The organism is Xanthobacter agilis, assembly GCF_021730435.1.
Taxonomy (GTDB): Bacteria; Pseudomonadota; Alphaproteobacteria; order Rhizobiales; family Xanthobacteraceae; genus Xanthobacter; species Xanthobacter agilis.
Genome location: NZ_JABWGX010000030.1, coordinates 1 through 17675, shown reverse-complemented (window position 1 = coordinate 17675; position 17675 = coordinate 1). Strand labels below are relative to the sequence as shown.

General features: G+C 67.6%; 18 protein-coding genes and 1 pseudogene. 14 read left to right on the top strand and 5 right to left on the bottom strand.

Annotated features, from left to right (window positions below):
• The first annotated feature begins 60 nt into the window (after nt 1-60).
• Nucleotides 61-714 carry a heme ABC exporter ATP-binding protein CcmA gene (ccmA, locus tag HUW53_RS18355; protein WP_237347204.1) on the top strand — a complete coding sequence of 218 codons (654 nt, stop codon included), beginning with the start codon at nt 61-63 and terminating at the stop codon, nt 712-714.
• Nucleotides 714-1382 (top strand): heme exporter protein CcmB, encoded by a 669-nt coding sequence (gene ccmB, locus HUW53_RS18350; protein WP_237347239.1) that lies wholly within the window; start codon nt 714-716, stop codon nt 1380-1382. Before ccmA ends, ccmB begins: the two co-directional genes overlap by 1 nt.
• Before the next feature lie 13 nt (nt 1383-1395).
• Here the strand turns inward: ccmB and HUW53_RS18345 are convergent, their stop codons facing one another.
• Nucleotides 1396-1770 (bottom strand): winged helix-turn-helix domain-containing protein, encoded by a 375-nt coding sequence (locus HUW53_RS18345; protein ID WP_237347238.1) that lies wholly within the window; start codon nt 1768-1770, stop codon nt 1396-1398.
• Nucleotides 1771-1900: 130 nt separating this feature from the next.
• Between HUW53_RS18345 and HUW53_RS18340 the strand changes: the two genes are divergently transcribed.
• Entirely contained in the window at nt 1901-2830 is a 930-nt protein-coding gene (locus HUW53_RS18340) for a LysR family transcriptional regulator (protein WP_237347203.1), read from the top strand.
• A gap of 123 nt (nt 2831-2953) precedes the next feature.
• On the opposite strand, the gene HUW53_RS18335 is transcribed toward HUW53_RS18340, so the two are convergent.
• Nucleotides 2954-3361 carry a hypothetical protein gene (locus HUW53_RS18335; protein ID WP_237347202.1) on the bottom strand — a complete coding sequence of 136 codons (408 nt, stop codon included), beginning with the start codon at nt 3359-3361 and terminating at the stop codon, nt 2954-2956.
• Nucleotides 3362-3532: 171 nt separating this feature from the next.
• Here HUW53_RS18335 and HUW53_RS18330 point away from each other — a divergent pair, with 171 nt between their 5' ends.
• The 4 genes from HUW53_RS18330 to HUW53_RS18315 are packed head-to-tail and all read left to right on the top strand — an operon-like array spanning nt 3533 to nt 5953.
• Nucleotides 3533-4264: a heme ABC transporter permease gene (locus HUW53_RS18330; RefSeq protein WP_237347201.1), complete on the top strand. Its 732-nt coding sequence runs from the start codon at nt 3533-3535 to the stop codon at nt 4262-4264.
• Between the two features lie 10 nt (nt 4265-4274).
• Nucleotides 4275-4499: a heme exporter protein CcmD gene (gene ccmD / locus HUW53_RS18325; protein WP_237347200.1), complete on the top strand. Its 225-nt coding sequence runs from the start codon at nt 4275-4277 to the stop codon at nt 4497-4499.
• Entirely contained in the window at nt 4496-5116 is a 621-nt protein-coding gene (locus tag HUW53_RS18320; RefSeq protein ID WP_237347199.1) for a DsbE family thiol:disulfide interchange protein, read from the top strand. Before ccmD ends, HUW53_RS18320 begins: the two co-directional genes overlap by 4 nt.
• 24 nt (nt 5117-5140) lie before the next feature.
• Nucleotides 5141-5953 carry a HesA/MoeB/ThiF family protein gene (locus HUW53_RS18315; RefSeq protein ID WP_237347198.1) on the top strand — a complete coding sequence of 271 codons (813 nt, stop codon included), beginning with the start codon at nt 5141-5143 and terminating at the stop codon, nt 5951-5953.
• 144 nt (nt 5954-6097) lie between these two features.
• Here HUW53_RS18315 and trpE read toward each other — a convergent pair whose 3' ends face one another.
• Together trpE and HUW53_RS18305 are read right to left on the bottom strand one after the other, a co-directional pair.
• Nucleotides 6098-7609: an anthranilate synthase component I gene (gene trpE, locus HUW53_RS18310; RefSeq protein WP_237347197.1), complete on the bottom strand. Its 1512-nt coding sequence runs from the start codon at nt 7607-7609 to the stop codon at nt 6098-6100.
• Nucleotides 7610-7622: 13 nt separating this feature from the next.
• A complete protein-coding gene (locus tag HUW53_RS18305) occupies nt 7623-9515 on the bottom strand; it encodes a peptidylprolyl isomerase (RefSeq protein WP_237347196.1) in 1893 nt (630 codons plus the stop codon).
• 179 nt (nt 9516-9694) lie between these two features.
• Here HUW53_RS18305 and tpiA point away from each other — a divergent pair, with 179 nt between their 5' ends.
• The gene (gene tpiA, locus HUW53_RS18300) at nt 9695-10453 is read left to right on the top strand and encodes a triose-phosphate isomerase (protein ID WP_237347195.1); all 759 of its coding nucleotides are present in this window, start codon (nt 9695-9697) and stop codon (nt 10451-10453) included.
• Nucleotides 10454-10514: 61 nt separating this feature from the next.
• On the opposite strand, the gene HUW53_RS18295 is transcribed toward tpiA, so the two are convergent.
• Complete coding sequence (locus HUW53_RS18295) at nt 10515-10946, bottom strand: outer membrane protein assembly factor BamE (RefSeq protein ID WP_237347194.1); 432 nt, start codon at nt 10944-10946, stop codon at nt 10515-10517.
• 406 nt (nt 10947-11352) lie between these two features.
• On the opposite strand from HUW53_RS18295, the gene HUW53_RS18290 reads away from it, so the two are divergent.
• From HUW53_RS18290 to HUW53_RS18265, 6 genes and pseudogenes are all read left to right on the top strand, one after another.
• Nucleotides 11353-11913 (top strand): ubiquinol-cytochrome C chaperone family protein, encoded by a 561-nt coding sequence (locus tag HUW53_RS18290; protein WP_237347193.1) that lies wholly within the window; start codon nt 11353-11355, stop codon nt 11911-11913.
• On the top strand, nt 11910-12440 hold the full coding sequence (locus HUW53_RS18285) for a YceD family protein (RefSeq protein ID WP_237347192.1): 531 nt from the start codon (nt 11910-11912) through the stop codon (nt 12438-12440). The genes HUW53_RS18290 and HUW53_RS18285 overlap by 4 nt, the downstream gene beginning before the upstream one ends.
• A gap of 337 nt (nt 12441-12777) precedes the next feature.
• Nucleotides 12778-13842, top strand: coding sequence for a phosphate acyltransferase PlsX (gene plsX / locus HUW53_RS18280; protein WP_237347191.1), 1065 nt, complete (start codon nt 12778-12780; stop codon nt 13840-13842).
• Nucleotides 13839-14813: a beta-ketoacyl-ACP synthase III gene (locus HUW53_RS18275; RefSeq protein WP_237347190.1), complete on the top strand. Its 975-nt coding sequence runs from the start codon at nt 13839-13841 to the stop codon at nt 14811-14813. Before plsX ends, HUW53_RS18275 begins: the two co-directional genes overlap by 4 nt.
• 231 nt (nt 14814-15044) lie before the next feature.
• Nucleotides 15045-15362 (top strand): integration host factor subunit alpha, encoded by a 318-nt coding sequence (locus HUW53_RS18270; protein ID WP_237347189.1) that lies wholly within the window; start codon nt 15045-15047, stop codon nt 15360-15362.
• 133 nt (nt 15363-15495) lie between these two features.
• A pseudogene (locus tag HUW53_RS18265) lies at nt 15496-15754 on the top strand (MerR family transcriptional regulator); the annotation flags it as partial.
• Between the last annotated feature and the right edge of the window lie 1921 nt (nt 15755-17675).

The window sequence follows — 17675 nt, the reverse complement described above, 5'->3', positions numbered from 1 at the left end:
TTTCAAAGCGCGGTCATGCGCTAAGAAGAGGGAATGCGCAATGCATCCAAAGCAGGGGTCATGACGGGCTTTTCCATCGCTGCCCTCACCGGCGACAAACTGAGCTGCCGGCGCGGTTTCAAGCCGCTTTTTCGAGACCTGGACCTCACCGCCCGAGCCGGCCGCGCGCTGGTGGTGACGGGACCGAACGGGGCCGGCAAATCGTCGCTGCTGCGCCTCCTGGCTGGGTTGCTCGCGCCAAGCGCGGGAAACGTGCGCCTGTCCGGTGGCCCGGAGGAGGGCGGATTGCGGGAGCATCTGCATTATTTAGGCCACGACGATGCGGTGAAGGGGGCTCTCACGGTGGCCGCGAACCTTGATTTCTGGCGGCAGGTGCTCGGACCCACGGGCAGCGACGTGGAAGAAGCATTGGACGAGGTCGGGCTCGGCGGGCTGGGGCGGCTTCGCGCATCGGTGCTTTCGGCGGGGCAGAAGCGGCGGCTCGCCATCGCCCGGCTCCTGGTGTCGCAGCGGCCCATCTGGATCCTCGACGAGCCGACCACGGCCCTCGATGTGAAGGCGCAGGCGCAATTTGCGGCATTCGGACGCGCGCACCTGGCGGCCGGTGGCATTCTTGTCGCCGCCACCCATGCGCCGCTCGATCTCGGCGAAGCGGATGAATTGAATTTGTCGGGGCGAGCGATTCCCCTGCGCACCGAGGAGTTCGACTCATGATGGGCGCCTTCTTCGCCGTGGTGCGGCGCGATCTCGCGCTCTCCATGGGCTCCGGCGGGGGCGCGGGGCTGGGTGTGGTGTTCTTCCTGTCGGTGGTCACGGTGCTGCCGTTTGCCGTGGGGCCGGATCTGGTGCTGCTCGCGCGCATCGGCCCCGCCATTTTGTGGATCGGGGCGCTTCTGGCCAGCCTCATCGGCCTGGAACGCCTGTTCGCCGCCGATGCGGAAGATGGCTCCCTGGATGCTCTCACCTTGTCGGCCATGCCCTTGGAGCTGACCGCCGCCGCCAAGGGTCTCGCCCACTGGATCGCCACCGGCCTACCCCTGGTGGTCGCGGCTCCGGTGCTCGCGCTGATGTTGAACCTGGAGCCGGCGGCCATCGCCGCCGTGGTGCTGACCCTGCTGGTGGGCACGCCGGCGGTCACTTTCCTAGGGCTCGTGGGCGCGGCGTTCGCCGGTGCGTTCAGGCGCGGCGGGCTGTTGATCGCGGTGCTCGTGATTCCCCTCACGATTCCCGTCCTGATCTTCGCCGTGGCCGCCACGACTTCGGCGGTGACCGGGCCGGTGCCGTTCGACACGCCGTTCCGGGTGCTGCTGGGGCTCGCCTTGTTCTCCGTGGTCCTGGGGCCGGTGGCCGCGGCCGCGGCATTGCGGGCGGCGCGGGGCTGAGCCGCGCCCGCCATCAGGGGCGGGGCTCCACCTCCTCCACGGCGAGCGGTGCCGCAGCCAACTCGGCCTGAAGCGCGGACAAATGCTGACGCGCGGCTTCGGTGGCCGCCTGCTCGATGGCGCGATAGCGCGTCACCACCGCGAGGCCGAGCGGGGTCAAGGCGGTACCGCCGCCGTGCTTGCCCCCGGTGCGGGCGGACACGAGCGGGGAGGGGAACAACTTGTTCAGCTCCTCCACCAGTTCCCAGGCCCGCCGGTAGGACATGTTCATGGCGCGTCCGGCGGCGGAGATGGAGCCGAAGGCCGCGATCTTCTCCAGAAGCTCGATCTTCCCCGGTCCGATGCGGCTGCCCGGTTTCAGGTCAATTCTCACGCTCAGCGAGGCCATCATGCTTTCCCGGCCGGAGCACCGCCACCGGTGGCGGTGCTGGCCTTCACTCTAACAAATGCGGACACGCCTTGTCGCTATTCCCGTTGCGATATAACGTTATGATGACACGCAACGGGGAATGGCGTTCATGTTCGTCCGGCAATTGCAATATCTCGTCGCGGTCGCGCGCGAGGGGCACTTCGGGCGCGCGGCGGGGACGTGCCACGTCTCCCAGCCCACCCTGTCGGCGGGCATCCGTCGGCTGGAGGACGAGCTGGGCCTGCCCCTGGTCATCCGCTCGCACCGCTTCCTGGGACTGACCGAGGACGGCGAGCGCGTGCTCACCTGGGCCCGGCGCATGGTGGCGGACTATGACGGCCTGCTTCAGGAATTGTCGGGGACCTCCGCCGGCCTGTGCGGTGTGCTGCGCCTGGGGGCCGTGGCCGCCGCCATGCCGGTGCTGTCCTCATTGGTGAACAGCTTCTGTGGGCGTTATCCGGATGTGCGGGTCCAGGTGCTGCCGCTCGCCGCCGGGGAGGTTCAGCGCCGCCTGGACGAACGCGAGCTGGATGCCGCCGTGACCATCACCGCCCTTGATCCTCTCGCCCGAGTGCGGACCGCGGACCTCTATGAGGAACGATATGTCCTGCTCACCAGCCACCCCGCGTCCCTGCGTGGCGCCATGGGCGTCGTCTCCTGGGCGGACGCCGCCGAATATCCGCTCTGTCTGCTGACGCGTGACACTGAAAGCCGGCGCATCATCGACCGCATATGGGCCAGCCTGGATGTAGCGTCACAGCCACGGGTGGAGGTCGGGGATTTTCCCGCGGCATGGTCGCAGGTGCGTACGGGTGGCTGGGCCACCATCGTGCCCCACAGCTTTATCGAAACCATCGATCTGCCGGGGGGCATCGCGGCTCTCGCGCTGATTGAGCCCGAGTGGCGATCCCTCGTCTGCCTGGCGATTTCGGATCGCGATCCGCCGGCGCCCCTGGCGGCCGCGCTGCTGCGGCACGCCCAGCAGCGTCATGAGCCATCACCTGCGAAAGCCGATATTCGTGAGCCCGCGCACGCGTGATGGGAGGCTCTGCGCGTTGTGTCGACACCGGGCACAGTCGCCTGCGCCCGGTGTCTGTCGCGTCGAGTACTCCCACCACGGAGTTCGGGGAAGCGGCGGCGCGCCGCTGAAGGCTTGAAACAGCTAATTGAGCGGCGACACGGCGGAGGATGGCGCGTTCGGCGCCTCGCGCTCGAGCCGGTGGCGGGCAATTTCGAAGGCCTTGAACAAGGCGTCGTTCAGGGAGAACGCCATCTCGAACCCGTCGGCCGTCGTCAGCGTCAAGATCAGCTTGCCGGGCTCGGCCGCCTGCTCGATCCGCACCTGCGCGGTCGGATAGACGAACCGCAGGCTTTCATCCCCATGGCGGGCGCGCAGTAGCGCGGCCATCATGCGCGGCAGTGTCATCACCAAGGATTGAAGACATGCGCTCGGCAGGTCGAGGTCGCAGATGGAGCCATCCGGCTGGGCGAACCCCATGCGGAAACGGCTGCCGTCCACGGCCATTTCGCAGCTCACGAGGTCCTGCCCGACGATCTCCTGGCGTGGCATGTCGCCGTCACTCCCTGATATGATCGGATCAGCACCTTCAACGCTATATTCAGTGAGATATAGCGCAGGTCAAGAGGGGAGTCAGCGTCCGGTCGCCGGCGGCGCGCCTGCGACCGTGAGGCAACGGCGTGCACCTTCCCTCCGCCGCACGCGCGCTCTAGAACATGTCACATGTCGCTTCTCGACCTCGCCAATCCGGTTCGCTTCTTGAGCCTCTCGGCCCGCCTGCTGCCTGTTCTGGCGGCGGCGACGGTGCTGGTGCTGGCCGTGGGATTCTGGCTCGCCTTCCGCGCGCCGCCCGACTACCAGCAGGGCGAGACCGTCAAGATCATGTACATCCATGTGCCGTTCGCTTGGCTCGGCATGTTTGGCTACAGCCTGATGGCGCTGTCCTCCATCGGCATCCTGGTATGGCGCCACCCGCTGGCGGACGTGGCGCATAAGGCGGCCGCGCCGATCGGCGCCACCTTCACGGCCCTGTGCCTCATCACCGGTTCGCTGTGGGGGCGGCCCATGTGGGGCACTTATTGGGTGTGGGATGCGCGGCTCACCTCGATGCTGGTGCTGCTGCTGCTCTATCTCGGCCTGATGGCGCTGCGCGCGGCCATCGACGATTCGAATCGCGCCGGTCGCGCCGCCGCCGTGCTCACCCTGGTGGGCTTCATCAATGTGCCCATCGTAAAATTCTCGGTGGACTGGTGGAACACCCTGCACCAGCCGGCGTCGGTGTTCCGCATGGGCGGTTCCACCATCGATTCGAGCCTGCTGTGGCCGCTCCTGACCTGTGCCGTGGGTTTCACCTTGATGTTCATGACGCTTCACATGATTGGCATGCGCACTGAGATCCTGCGGCGCCGCGTTCAGGCGCTGGAAGCACGTGCGGCCGCCGAGGCCATGGCCTAGGAGCGCGCCCATGGACCATCTGTTCTTCATCGCCGCCGCCTATGGCGTCTCCCTCCTCGGGCTCGGCTTGCTGACGGGGTGGGCCCTCATGTCCTATCGTCATGAGCAACGGGCCTTGGCCGAACTGGACGCTCGGGGCCTGCGCCGTCGCGCCCGCCCCGCCGCATCCCAAGGAACGGCCAGGGACGGCGCTGCCGGCGCGTCCCGAAGTGATCCGCTGGTGGAGCCGAAATGACCGAGCCGACGTCCCCGCCGCCCGCCGCCGATCCGCAGATCGCGAAGCCGCGCCGGCGGCTCTGGCTGGTGGCGCTGCCCCTGGTGCTGTTCCTGGCCCTCGCGGCGCTGTTCTTCTCGCGTCTGGAAACCGGCGGCGATCCCTCGCGCATTCCGTCGGCCCTGGTGGGGCGCCCGGCGCCGCAAGTGGTGCTGGAGCCCTTGCCCGGCCTCAATCGCGGCAGCGAGCCGGTCCCCGGCTTCGACGTGGCGCAGTTGAAGGGCAAGCCGACCCTGGTGAACGTGTGGGCCTCCTGGTGCGCGCCCTGCCGGGAGGAGCATCCGCTTTTGATGCGGATCGCGCAGGATCCCCGCGTGCGCCTGGTCGGCCTGAACTATAAGGATGCGCCGGACAATGCCCGCCGCTTCCTGGGGCAGAACGGATTGCCCTATGCCGCCGTCGGTGTCGATCCCAAGGGGCGCGCCGCTATCGACTGGGGCGTGTATGGTGTGCCGGAAACCTTCGTGCTCGATCGCGACGGCATGATCGTCCACAAATTCGTCGGGCCGCTGACCCAGGAGACGGTCAACACCACCCTTCTGCCCCTCATCGCCAAACTCTCCGCGCCGGCCTCCTGACGGGCGGGGGCGTCGGGTCGTCCCATGGTCTTCTCTGCTGAAGAAATCGAGCGCTACGCCCGCCATATCGTTCTGCGCGACGTGGGCGGTCCCGGTCAGCAGAGATTGAAGGGGGCAACCGTGCTCGTGGTGGGCGCGGGCGGCCTCGGCGCCCCGGCGCTGCTATATCTGGCCGCCGCGGGCGTCGGCCACCTGGTGGTGGTGGATGACGACACGGTTTCGCTCTCCAATCTCCAGCGGCAGGTGATTCACCGCACCGACGATATCGGCCGTGCAAAGACGGACAGCGCGCGCGACGCTATCTCCGCCCTGAACCCTCATGTGAGCGTGGACGCCATTCCGGTGCGTCTGGATGCCCGCAACACGCTGGGTCTCATCGAAACGGTAGATGTGGTCGTGGACGGCTCCGACAATTTCGCCACGCGATATCTGATCTCGGACGCCTGCGTCCTGGCGCGCAAGCCATTGGTGACGGCGGCGCTCGGCACCTTCGATGCCACCATCACCACCATCCGGGCCCATGAGCGTCGCCCCGATGGCGTGCCGAATCCCACCTATCGCTGCCTGTTTCCGGAGCCGCCGCCGCCCGGCCTGGTGCCCGCCTGCGCGGAAGCCGGCGTGCTGGGGGCGGTCGCGGGCCTCGCCGGGTCGATCGCGGCGCTGGAGGCGATTCGCGCCATCGTCGGTTTCGGCGAGGGGCTGGTGGGTCGCCTCTTGATGATCGACGCCGCCGACATGCGCTTCGAAACGCTGACCTACGCCTGGGATCCCGACAACCCGCTGACGGGGGAGACGCCCACAATTACCGACCTCTCGGCCCATATGCCGGCAGGCTAAGTCCACGCATCCGCTCCAGTGATGCGCGAGGAAATTCCAGCATCACTTTGATATTAAAGTTAATTTCCAATTCTTCGTGCAAAGGTTGAGGCGCCCGGCCCCTCCCTTTCCACTGTCCGGGCGGAGAAGGGGCTCGGGCCGGTCTCACTGCCCCTTGCGAGCGTTGGCGGCGAAGCGCACGGCTTCTTCCCCGGCGCGAAACAGGGCCTTGGCCTTGTTCACGCATTCCTGCTGCTCGCTCTCGGGCACCGAGTCGTAGACGATGCCGGCGCCCGCCTGCACATACATGCGGCCGTCCTTGACCACGGCGGTGCGCAGGACGATGCAGGTGTCCATGTCGCCATTGGCGCTGAAATAGCCGATGGCGCCGGCATAGATGCCGCGGGCATCCTTCTCCAGCTCGTCGATGATCTGCATGGCCCGTACCTTCGGAGCGCCCGACACGGTGCCCGCCGGGAAGCCCGCGGCCAGCGCATCGAGGGCATCGCGGCGCGGATCGATCTCGCCTTCCACGTTGGAAACGATGTGCATCACCTGGCTGTAGCGCTCGATGAAGAAGCTGTCGGTGACGGTGACGGTGCCCACCTTCGCCACCCGCCCCACGTCGTTGCGGCCGAGGTCGAGCAGCATCAGATGCTCGGACCGCTCCTTGGGGTCGGCGAGCAGTTCCGCGGCGAGGGCTTCGTCCTCCGCCGGCGTGGCACCACGCCGGCGCGTGCCGGCGATGGGGCGGATGGTGACCTGGCCCCCGCTTAGACGCACCAGGATTTCCGGGCTTGAACAGACCACCGAGAAGCCGGAGAAATTGAAATAGACGAGAAACGGCGCGGGATTGACCCGCCGCAACGCGCGATACAGCGCGAAGGGCGGCAGGGTGAAGGCGCTTTCGAATCGCTGCGACAGCACCACCTGGAAGATGTCGCCGGCGCCGATATATTCCTTGGCCTTCTCGACCATGGCGCGATATTCGGCCGGATCGGTATTGGAGTGCGCTTCCACAGCCTCGTGGAACGGCTCCGGGTCCGGATGGACCACCGCGCTGTCCAGCGCCGCCACCACCCCGTCAAGACGCTCGAGCGCCGACTCATAGGCGGCCTGCGGCGTCACGCCGGGCTTCGGGCGCACGGGGGTGACCGCCGTCAGCTCGTCCTTCACCGAATCGAACACCACCATGAGTGTCGGCCGGATCAGCAGGGCATCCGGCACGCCGATGACATTGGGCTTGGCCGCCGGCAGGCGCTCCATCTGCCGCACCATGTCATAGCCCAGGTAGCCGAAGACGCCGGCCGCCATGGGCGGCGCGCCTTCGGGCAGGTCGATGGCGGATTCGGCAAGGAGGCTGCGAATCGCCGCGAGCGGCGGCTCGGAGCAGGGGGAGAAAGCTCCGGCGTCGATGCCCGGCGCGCGGTTGATCTCGGCCTTGCCCGCCTCGACCCGGAACAGCAGGTCGGGCTTGAGGCCGATCATGGAATAGCGCCCGCGCGCCTGCCCGCCTTCCACCGATTCGAGCAGGAAGGCGTTGGGCAGGTCGCCGGCCAGCTTCAGGAAGGCCGAGACGGGGGTTTCGAGATCGGCCACCAAAGTGGTGGAGACCACCTGCGCCTCGCCCTTGAGATAGCGGCGCGCGAACAGCTCGAAGTCCGAAGGTGCGTTCATTTCTCCCTCCGGCTCATTTGGTCGGTGCGCCCACCGACTGGGCGTAGACGTGCTGGTTGATCTTCACGCCGATCTGCTTCTGCAGGGCGCTGAGATACTGCACCAGGAAGTCGTTTTCGAGCTGGCGGGACAGGTCCTCGGCCACGCGCGCATCGGCGTCGGTCGGCGGCGGTACGATCACCTTGGTGACCTGGAACACGATGCGGCCCGGTTCCTTGGCGGCGGGAGCAAGGCCGAAGCCGCCGTCCTTGGCATCGAACACGGCCTGGAGGCTCTCGGGGGAGAAGTTGCCCTCCGCCCGCCCGCGCCGCAGGGCATCGGCGACCTGGAGGGGAAGCTCCGCCTCGCCCGCCACCTGGGCCAGGGGGGTGCCGGCTTCTGCCTTGGCGAGCAGGGCCTTGGCCTTTTCATCCACCGCCTTGGCGGTTTCCTCCTCGGTCCAGCGGGCGGCGACGGCCGCCTTGGCCTCCTCGAACGTGCGATCGCGTGAGGGGGTGACAGCGTTGGTCTCGTACCAGATGAAGCCGCCGTTCTGCGGAAGCTGGACGGTGTCGGTCTCCACGCCCGGCGCCGCCGCGAACGCCCCGGAGATCACCTCCTGCCCACCAGGTACATCCACCGTCTTGTCCACGGCGTCATGGCCCGAACGATCAACGGCGTCGAACACCTGGATCTTGAGGCCAAGCTTCTCCGCGGTTTCGGCCAGGGTGGCGCCGGAAGCCCGCTGGTCTTCCACCGCGTCATGCTTGTCGAGCAGCTCGCGGCGGGCCTTGGCCAACACCAGTTCCTGCACCAGATCGGCCTTCACGTCGTCGAAGGGGCGTGTGGTGCCGGGCTCGATCTTCGCCACATGCACCAAAGCGGTGCCGAATCGACCCTGGACCGGCTCGCTCGTGGCCCCGTCCGCCAAGCCGAAGGCGGCCTCGGCGATCTTCGGGTCGATGATCCCGGCCTTGGCGACCAGACCCAGGTCGGTGTCCTTCGGCGTCAGGCCGCGGGCCGCGGCAATGTCGGCGAACGCGCTGCCGGCCTTGATCTTCGCGGCCGCTTCAGCCGCCTCCTCCGGCTTGGAAAAGACGATCTGCTGTACCTCGCGGCGCTCCGGCGTGCCGAAGCGGGACAGGTCGCGGTCATAGGCGGCGCGCGCGTCCGCGTCGGTGACCGTGATGCCGGCGGCAAGCGCCTGGGGCGTCAGCGCCAGCACCGAGATCTTGCGATATTCGGGAGCGCGGAAGGCCACTTTGTGCGCGTCGAAATAGGCCGTGAGCTGCGCGTCCGTGGGGGCGGGGAGGGCGCCGGCCGCCCCCGCTGTCACCAGGAGGTAGGACACGTTGCGCAATTCGCCGTCATAGCGATGCAGGGCGTCGAGCAAGGTTTTCGGCGCGACGATCCCGGCGCCGAGGGCGTCGATCACCTGCCCGCGCAGGGCGCGCTTCTTTTCGCTGGCGACGAAGCGCTGCTCGGTCAGGCCGTTGGCGCGCAACAACTGGTCGAAATAAGCGGCATCGAAGCTGTCGGCGCCGGGCCGGCGATAATTGGGATTGCTGGCGATGGCGGCGGCGATCTGCGCGTCCCCCACCGCAAGACCCAGGCGCCGCGCCTCCTCATCCAAGGTGGCATCGGCGATCATCTGGTTGAGGATCTGCCGGTCGAGACCGAAAGCGCGGGCCTGCTCGGTGGTGAGGCCCTTGCCGGTGCTGCGACCGATGCGCTGGATCTGCTCCAGGAACTGGTTGCGGTATTCGGCCGCGGAGATATCCGTGTCGCCCACGGTCGCCACCGTGGTCGCGCCAAAGCCGCGAAACACGTCGGCGATGCCCCACACCACGAAGCTGGCGGTCAACAGGAGAAGGAAGATCTTGGCGATCCAGCCGGAAGCACCCTTGCGGAGAGTCTGAAGTACCATCGTCCATTCGTTCGCTAGGCGCGGCGCGGGCCGGCGCTGAGGCGGCGCATCATAGGGAGCGGCAGGGGACCCCGCAACGGCGGTTCACCACGCAATTGCGCCCGTTTGCGGGCTTTTGCGGGCTCTGCTAGGTGACATCCCCATAACAAGGATCGCAACGACACCTTTTGGAGATGCCCATGTCCCCAGCCCGCCGCATTCTCATCGCCGGCAATTGGAAGATGAACGGCCTGCGCGCGGCCAAGAGCGAGCTGCGGGGAATCGTGGCAGGTCTTGACCCGACCCTGCAATCCAAGGTGGATCTCCTGGTGTGCCCGCCGGCAACCCTGCTTGCGGGATTTGCCGCCGATGTGGCGGGCAGCCCGATCATGCTGGGTGGCCAGGATTGCCATTTCAACGCCTCGGGCGCCCATACCGGCGACATCTCCCCGGACATGTTGAAGGACGCGGGGGCGGTGGCGGTGATCGTCGGTCATTCCGAGCGGCGCGGCGACCATGGCGAGGGCGATGCCGTGGTGAATGCCAAGACGAAGGCCGCATGGCGCGCGGGCCTGCTGCCGGTCGTCTGCGTCGGCGAGACCCTCGCCGAGCGCGATGCGGGCGATGCCGCCGCCGTGGTCGCGCGGCAGATCCGCCAGTCGATTCCGGAAGGGGCGACGGCTCAGAATCTGGTGGTCGCCTATGAGCCCATCTGGGCCATCGGCACCGGTCGCACCCCCACCCCTGAGGATGTGGCGCAAGTGCACCACGCCATCCGCGCGGTTCTCACCGAGCGATTCGCGGCCGAGGCGCAGGGCATCCGCATTCTCTACGGCGGGTCGGTGAAGCCCGACAATGCCGCGATTCTTCTGGCTGTCCCCGATGTGGATGGCGCCCTGGTGGGGGGCGCGAGCCTGAAGGCTGCGGACTTTCTCGCCATCGCCCGCGCCGCGATCTGAGGCGCCCCGAAGCCCGAGCGGGAAGGGCGCTTTCGCCCTTTCCCGCTCGGGGGCCGCCGGATCAGAAGCTGACGAGACCGATAAGCTGCTGCACCAGGCTCAGGTCTTCGCCGCTGGTGGGCGTGGTCTGCGACACGAAGTCGAACACCTTGCCGTCCTTCATCCCGTACTGGGCGATGCGGGTTACCCGGTTGTTCTTGTCGAAATAGATGGCGAGTACCTTCTGCTCGGTGATCTCCGGCTTCAGGAAGGCGACCTTCTTGGCGGTCTGGGAGATGTAATAGAAGACCTGCCCGTTCACGGTGGCGACCGTGGAGGGGGTGCCGAGCACCAGCAGCACCTGTTCCTGGCTCGAGCCGACGGGCACCTGTTCCAGCGCGCCTTCACTCAACACATAGCCACGCTGGTAGATCCGCGTGATGCCGGACACGGATGTGCCGGAGCCACCAACCGCATTGGCGCAGCCGGCAAGGGATGTTGCGGCCAACAACATGGCCAGCGCCGCCGGCGCTGTTCCGCGGCGGCGGTCGCGGGCCGCTGCGTCCTGCTTTTGCGGCGCCCACCGCGAGTGTCCGATGTGCCGTGTCACCACACGCATCCCCATAAGTTGACGCCCCCGGCCCATGGCCGGACGCCGCCGCCCGATTGACATACCACACGAGCGCGGGCGCTCGCGCCATGCTTTCTCATCCTCGGCCAATGGCCGATCGACACCGCGGCGCCGAGCCCCAGCCCCGGCGGGGCACCGCTTCGTCTGCGCAGGAGCTCCTGCTCAGGAAGCATCTTGCGCCGCAGGACTCTTGCGCCGCCGCCGACGGCGCGTTACGCCGCTGGCCAGACCCTTCGGCCCAAGGCCGGTTCGCCGTTTGGCGCATTCCAGCAGATCCTTCAAGGATGCGATGTTCAAACTGTTTCGCCCCTCCAAGACCCGCGCGGCATTCCGCGCGACCATCGAGCGCCTGTATGGCGCGATCGTGGCACAGTCGCGGCGAGAGGCGTTCTACACCGACTTCGGCGTGCCCGACACGCTGGAGGGCCGGTTCGAAATGGTGCTTCTGCACACGATTCTCGTCTGTCATCGCCTGAAGGATGGTGTCGAGGCCGAACGCGCGCTGTCCCAGGGGGTGTTCGACACCTTCGCCTCCGACATGGACCGCACCTTGCGGGAAATGGGGATTGGCGACCTTTCAGTGCCAAAGAAGATGAAAAAGATCGGCGGCGCCTTCTACGGTCGCGCGGCCGCATACGACACGGCGCTGGCGGCGCAGGATGATGGTCTGCTCACGGCCGCCCTGGCGCGCAATATTTTCGAAACGGACGCCGACGCGCGGCCGGTTTCCGCACTCGCCGCCTATGTCCGCGCCGCTGTGCGTGAATTGGCGGCGACTCCGTTAGAGAGTCTGGCGCGCGGCGAGCTGAGTCTGCCGCGGCCGGAAGGTGATGCGAGGCTGACATCATGACCCAATCCGCTCCGATCGACCTGCCCTTTCGCCACGTCCTGAGCCTTGCGGAGGTCCCGCCACACGGGCTCGACCTGCGTCTTGAGCCGACCGAGGCGGTGCGCGCCGCCATGGCGAAGCACATGGGCGTGCTCGCGATGCCCGCCTTCGTCGCGACGCTCCACATCGCGCCGGAGGGCGCGGCAGGCTTGCATGTGACGGGCACCGTCGATGCGGCGGTGGTGCAAACCTGCGGCGTCACGCTGGAGCCCTTCGAGGCCCCCGTCCGGGAGCCGGTCGACGTGCATTTCGTGCCCGAAGGCACCGCCTTGCCGGCGCCGGCGGAAGACGACGAGAGCTATGATCCGCCAGACGAGATCGTCAATGGCGCCATAGATGTCGGGGCTCTCGCCAGTGAGTTCCTGGCGCTCGGCATTGATCCTTATCCGCGCAAGCCCGGCGCCGTGTTCGAGCCGCCGGCGGAGGATGCGGCGGCCATTTCGCCCTTCTCCGCGCTGTCGCGCCTCAAGGGCGAGGGCGATGCCTGAGGTTTCCTGCCCACCGAATGGATCGCCATCCCCTACCAACCCGGCCTTTTCCTCGCTTTCTCGCCAGACCCGGTCGCCGATGCCGCGTGCCAGTGCCGCGCGGTGGCGCTCTGTGCCCTTGCCATGTGCCCGTGAGCCGCTATTGTCCGCCCGCCCGGGCACGGCGGCGCGTTGCGGCATGCGAACCTCATTCCCCATGTCGTCATGCGCCCTGTATGACGGTATGAAGGTATCGAGACTCAGAGCGGGCTGCGCCGTGGTGTTCGCCCTGCGCGATGTTGCCCGGCCCGACGCTGGCCATCCGGCATGCATGAAACCAATGGGACTTGCTTTTTAAATGACCGCACCCGTCCGCATCGCTCTCGACGCCATGGGCGGAGACCATGGTCCAGAGACGGTTCTTTCCGGTGCGGAGATCGCCCTCGGTCGCCACCCGGACATGAGCTTCATCCTGTATGGCGATGAGGCGCGTGTGAATGGCGTGCTCGCGCATCATCCCAAGCTGGCGGCGGCCTCGCGCGTTGTCCACACCGACGTGGTGGTGGGCATGGACGACAAGCCGAGCCAGGCGCTCCGGCGCGGTCGCTACAAATCCTCCATGTGGCGTGCCATCGATGCCGTGAAGCTCAAGGAGGCGGACGCCGCCGTGTCCGCCGGCAACACCGGCGCGCTTATGGCCATGGCCAATTTCAACCTGCGCACCATGCCGGGCATCAGCCGACCCGCCATCGCCGGCATCTGGCCCACGCTGCGCGGCGAAAGCGTGGTGCTGGACGTGGGTGCGTCCATCGGAGCGACCTCGAAAAGCCTCGTGGAGATGGCGGTGATGGGGTCCGCCATGGCGCGGGTGCTGTTCGACATCGAATGCCCCTCAGTCGGCCTGCTCAACGTGGGGGTCGAGGAGATCAAGGGCGTCGAGGAGGTGAAGGAAGCGGCGCGCATCCTGCGCGAAGAGAATTGGGGCGTGAACTACCACGGCTTCGTCGAGGGCAACGACATCGGCGCCGGCACCGTGGACGTGGTGGTGACGGAAGGCTTCGCCGGCAACATCGCCCTGAAGACCGCCGAAGGCACCGCCAAGCAGCTTGCGTCCTATCTGCGTGCCGCCATGGGGCGGTCGCTGCGCGCGCGCATCGGCTATCTGTTCGCCCGGGACGCCTTCCAGGCCTTGAAGGAGAAGATGGACCCGCGCCGTTCCAACGGCGGCGTCTTCCTCGGCCTCAACGGCATCGTCATCAAAAGCCACGGCGGCACCGATGCGGAAGGCTTCGCCTCCGCGGTGGATGTCGCTTACGACATGGTGCGCTATGAGCTTCTCGCGCGCATCGAAAAAAGTCTTGTCGGCCATGCGGCATCCGTTACGCCTGCGCCGCAGCCTGCTGGGGTGGAAGGTCAATCGTGAGCGGGATCAGGTCTGTCGCCCGGGGCATCGGCTCGTATCTGCCGGAACGTGTCGTCACCAATGCGGAATTGTCGCAGCGGATTGACACGACCGATGAATGGATTGTGCAGCGCACGGGCATTCGCCAGCGCCACGTCGCGGCCGAGGGGGAGCTCACCTCCCATCTGGCGCTCGTGGCGGCCCGGCGCGCCCTGACCGACGCGGGCTTCGCGCCGGGCGACATTGACCTCATCGTGCTGGCGACCGCAACGCCCGATCAGACTTTCCCGGCGACGGCGGTAACGGTGCAGGCGGAGCTTGGCATCACCCGTGGCGCCGCGTTCGATGTCCAGGCGGTGTGCTCGGGGTTCGTGTTCGCCCTCGCCACGGCCGATGCGCTTCTGAAGTCCGGCGCTTTCGAACGGGCGCTGGTGATCGGCGCCGAGACCTTCTCCCGCATTCTGGATTGGGAGGACCGGGGCACCTGCGTTCTGTTCGGCGACGGCGCCGGCGCCATGGTGCTGGAAGCCGTGCAGCAGGACGACGCCCGCGGCGCCGGCCTGCTCACCACCCATCTGCGCTCTGACGGTCGCCATCGCAACAAGCTGTATGTGGATGGCGGCCCCTCATCCACCGGCACCGTCGGCCATCTGCGCATGGAAGGGCGCGAGGTATTCAAGCACGCGGTGGGCATGATCACCGACGTCATCACCGATGCCTTCGCGGCCACTGGCGAGAGCGCGGACAGCATCGACTGGTTCGTGCCGCACCAGGCCAACCGGCGGATCATCGACGCCAGCGCACAGAAGCTCGGCATCGCGCCCGAGAAGGTGGTGACCACGGTCGACCTTCATGGTAATACCTCCGCAGCCTCCATTCCCCTGGCTTTGGATGTGGCTTGGCGGGACGGTCGCGTGCAGCGCGGGCAACTGGTCTTGCTCGAAGCCATGGGAGGGGGCTTCACTTGGGCGTCGGCATTGCTGCGCTGGTGATGCATTCTTTGGCGCCGATGCGAAGGACCTGAGGGAATTGCGTTGACCAAGCCACTGCGCGGCGGCTAGTTTTTCTATGGTCGCTAGGCTGATGCATCGCGAAGAGATCGCGGCTGCACCGTCATCATCGTGAAGCCTTATCGGTTTGATATCCATGGGGTCTGAGGGCTGAAGTCGCCGAGCAACGCCCCTGGCTTCCGCGGCGGGCTCTCCTTGGGGTCGGGGAAACATATGGCTGGTCGGACTGTGACGCGGGCGGATCTATGTGAGGCCGTCTATCAGCAAGTGGGGCTTTCGCGCACCGAATCCGCCGCACTGGTGGAGCAGGTGCTGAAGGAGATTGCGGATTGCCTGGCGCGGGGCGAAACCGTGAAGCTCTCCTCGTTCGGCTCCTTCGTCGTGCGCGAGAAAGGCGAGCGCATCGGGCGCAACCCGAAGACCGGCCAGGAAGTGCCGATCGAGCCGCGCAAAGTGATGGTGTTCAAGCCATCGAGCATCCTCAAGCACCGCATCAACGGCACCACGCCGGATGGCACGGAAGAGGATTGATAAGGTTACATTTCACCTTACCTTTTCGCGCTATGCCGATGCCGATATGATTCCCGCGTTCCGCATGCGGCGGGCCTCGATTCGTCGAGGCTGGAACCGCTGAGCGGGCGGGGCAGGCAGAGGGTGACGCAAGGTGGGCGACGCGCGCGAGACCGAAAAGGATCCGGACGCCTTCCGGACCATCAGCGAGGTCGCTGACGACCTCAACCTGCCGCAACATGTGCTGCGCTTCTGGGAAACCCGCTTTCCGCAGATCAAGCCGGTGAAGCGCGCCGGCGGGCGGCGGTTCTATCGTCCGGAGGACGTGGACCTGCTGCGCGGCATCCGCCAGCTTCTCTATCGCGAAGGCTACACCATAAAAGGCGTGCAGAAGATCCTGAAAGAGCAGGGGATTCGGCATGTCCAGGACATTGGCGTCGAGCGCGACGTGGCGGTGATGCGGTCGGTCCCCGCAGAGCGACCCGCAACCGCACAGGATGGAGTCATCTTCGGCGGCCTGCTCGGCCTGCTGCCGCGTCGGCGCACCAAGGGGCAGGACGAGGCCGAGCCCGGCGCGCTGCCGCGCGATGTCGAGCTGCCGCTTCCGTTCCCCGACGCGGAGGCCGACCGGGATCTTGCGGAGGATCACGGGGAGCCGGTGGCGCCCCTACCCCCGCGCATACAGGCCCGTGCCCACAGCCTTTCCGAGCGCCATTATGATGATGGCGTCTATGAGGAGCGCGTCTATGAGGAGCGGGAGTTCTCGGTGGAGCCAGCGCCCCGCAGGGAACCCAATCTCGCCCACGAGGAGCGTCTGACGCAGCGACCGCCACAGCGTCGCGCCTACACGCCCGATGAGCCGCCCGAGATGGCCCCGACGCGGCGCGCCGGACCCGCACCGGACGCGGAGCGTCGCGCCGCTCCGTCTCCGCCGATGGCCGACCCCTTGGTTGCGTCGTCTGTCGCTCCTGGAGCTGCCTCCATGACGGCTCCGGCGCCCTCCTTCGCGCCGGAACGGGCGTCCCGCCCCGGCCCGCTGCCGCAGCGTCGCCCGACACGCGGGCCGGCCGCGCACGTCTCGACGGCGCCGGCAGAGGCGTTCGACGATCCGCTGCTGCCGTTCATGCACCATGAACCGCCCCCGGCCGTTGTTGCCGATCCGCTGGAAGAACGGATTCGGCGGCTCAAGGCGCGGGATTCGGGGCCACCCGAGGAATATCTACCGCCGAAGCTGCGTCAGCGTTCCGCCCCGCCACATGAAAGTGCCCCCCTCGCGGAGGAGCAGCGCGCAGTGGCCGCCCGGCAGGAGCGTTCGTCGGCGGACGGCCGTGGCGCGGGCTCCGCGACGGCGTGGCCTGAATTCGCGCGCGCCGCCGCGGCGGCGGAGCAGGACCTCGCGGCCTGGCACGAACACCTGCGCCCGGTGGATCCCCCGGAGGAGGTTTTCCCGTCGCAGCAGGACTTCTGGCATGACGATGAGGCGGCCTATGCCACATCCGAGGCCGAGGCCGAGCCCCCCCTCGACGACGCGTGGCGGGGCAGCGCGCGCGATGAGCCAGAGGTTCCGGACGATGAGGGGCCCGATGCCTGGAGCCCGCATGACGACGACAACGACGATTTTGAGCGGGAGCCCGACGATTTCGCGCCGGAGCCGGAACCCGAACCGAGCGTGACGTCATACCAGGTCAGCGCGCCGGTGACGGCCCGGCTGGGGATGGCGTCTTTGAATGCCGCGCCCGGTGTTGGCAGCGCGATGCGCCTGCCCCCCTCCATCCATCGCGAGGCCGCTATGCCCTCTCAACCCGCCAGCGCCCGCAAGGTTCAAGCCCAGGTGGAAAGCGCCGCCCCGCTGCGTCCGGTCGCGCCGCCCCAGCGATCTCCGGCCGCACCGGCTTCGGAACCGGCGCCCCGTCGCGTGGGGCCGCTGACCGGCCCGCTGGAAGATGATACGCCGGTGACCCTGCCGCCGGCGGGGTCGGGCCCCTGGGGCCGAGGCTTGCAGCAGCCCGCCGGCCCGCGCGAAACGAGGCCGCCGGCGCCAGCCGCGCCGGCTGCGCCATGGCACGGACAACGGGGGGTGTTCGAGGAGCCGGCGGCATCCGCCGCACCCATCGACTCGTATCTGCCGCCACATCTTCGCGGCGAGGCGCCGCGCGTGACAGGGCAGGGCGGCGTAGGGCAGGGCGGCGTGCAGCCTCTCTTGTCTCGGGACGATGTGCACCGCCTGCAGGCGGCTCTTTATGAACTGGGGGAATGCCGGCGGCTGTTGCGGGACGTGACCGAACCGAGCGCTGATTCCACTCAGGTTTGAGGAGGGTCGGGGCGGCCACCTGC

Bases quoted from the DNA above. Each gene is read 5' to 3' on its own strand.
- ccmA (WP_237347204.1), top strand. From the start codon at position 61: ATGACGGGCTTTTCCATCGCTGCCCTCACCGGCGACAAACTGAGCTGC.
- ccmB (WP_237347239.1), top strand. From the start codon at position 714: ATGGGCGCCTTCTTCGCCGTGGTGCGGCGCGATCTCGCGCTCTCCATG.
- HUW53_RS18345 (WP_237347238.1), bottom strand. From the start codon at position 1,770: ATGGCCTCGCTGAGCGTGAGAATTGACCTGAAACCGGGCAGCCGCATC.
- HUW53_RS18340 (WP_237347203.1), top strand. From the start codon at position 1,901: ATGTTCGTCCGGCAATTGCAATATCTCGTCGCGGTCGCGCGCGAGGGG.
- HUW53_RS18335 (WP_237347202.1), bottom strand. From the start codon at position 3,361: ATGCCACGCCAGGAGATCGTCGGGCAGGACCTCGTGAGCTGCGAAATG.
- HUW53_RS18330 (WP_237347201.1), top strand. From the start codon at position 3,533: ATGTCGCTTCTCGACCTCGCCAATCCGGTTCGCTTCTTGAGCCTCTCG.
- ccmD (WP_237347200.1), top strand. From the start codon at position 4,275: ATGGACCATCTGTTCTTCATCGCCGCCGCCTATGGCGTCTCCCTCCTC.
- HUW53_RS18320 (WP_237347199.1), top strand. From the start codon at position 4,496: ATGACCGAGCCGACGTCCCCGCCGCCCGCCGCCGATCCGCAGATCGCG.
- HUW53_RS18315 (WP_237347198.1), top strand. From the start codon at position 5,141: ATGGTCTTCTCTGCTGAAGAAATCGAGCGCTACGCCCGCCATATCGTT.
- trpE (WP_237347197.1), bottom strand. From the start codon at position 7,609: ATGAACGCACCTTCGGACTTCGAGCTGTTCGCGCGCCGCTATCTCAAG.
- HUW53_RS18305 (WP_237347196.1), bottom strand. From the start codon at position 9,515: ATGGTACTTCAGACTCTCCGCAAGGGTGCTTCCGGCTGGATCGCCAAG.
- tpiA (WP_237347195.1), top strand. From the start codon at position 9,695: ATGTCCCCAGCCCGCCGCATTCTCATCGCCGGCAATTGGAAGATGAAC.
- HUW53_RS18295 (WP_237347194.1), bottom strand. From the start codon at position 10,946: ATGTTGTTGGCCGCAACATCCCTTGCCGGCTGCGCCAATGCGGTTGGT.
- HUW53_RS18290 (WP_237347193.1), top strand. From the start codon at position 11,353: ATGTTCAAACTGTTTCGCCCCTCCAAGACCCGCGCGGCATTCCGCGCG.
- HUW53_RS18285 (WP_237347192.1), top strand. From the start codon at position 11,910: ATGACCCAATCCGCTCCGATCGACCTGCCCTTTCGCCACGTCCTGAGC.
- plsX (WP_237347191.1), top strand. From the start codon at position 12,778: ATGACCGCACCCGTCCGCATCGCTCTCGACGCCATGGGCGGAGACCAT.
- HUW53_RS18270 (WP_237347189.1), top strand. From the start codon at position 15,045: ATGGCTGGTCGGACTGTGACGCGGGCGGATCTATGTGAGGCCGTCTAT.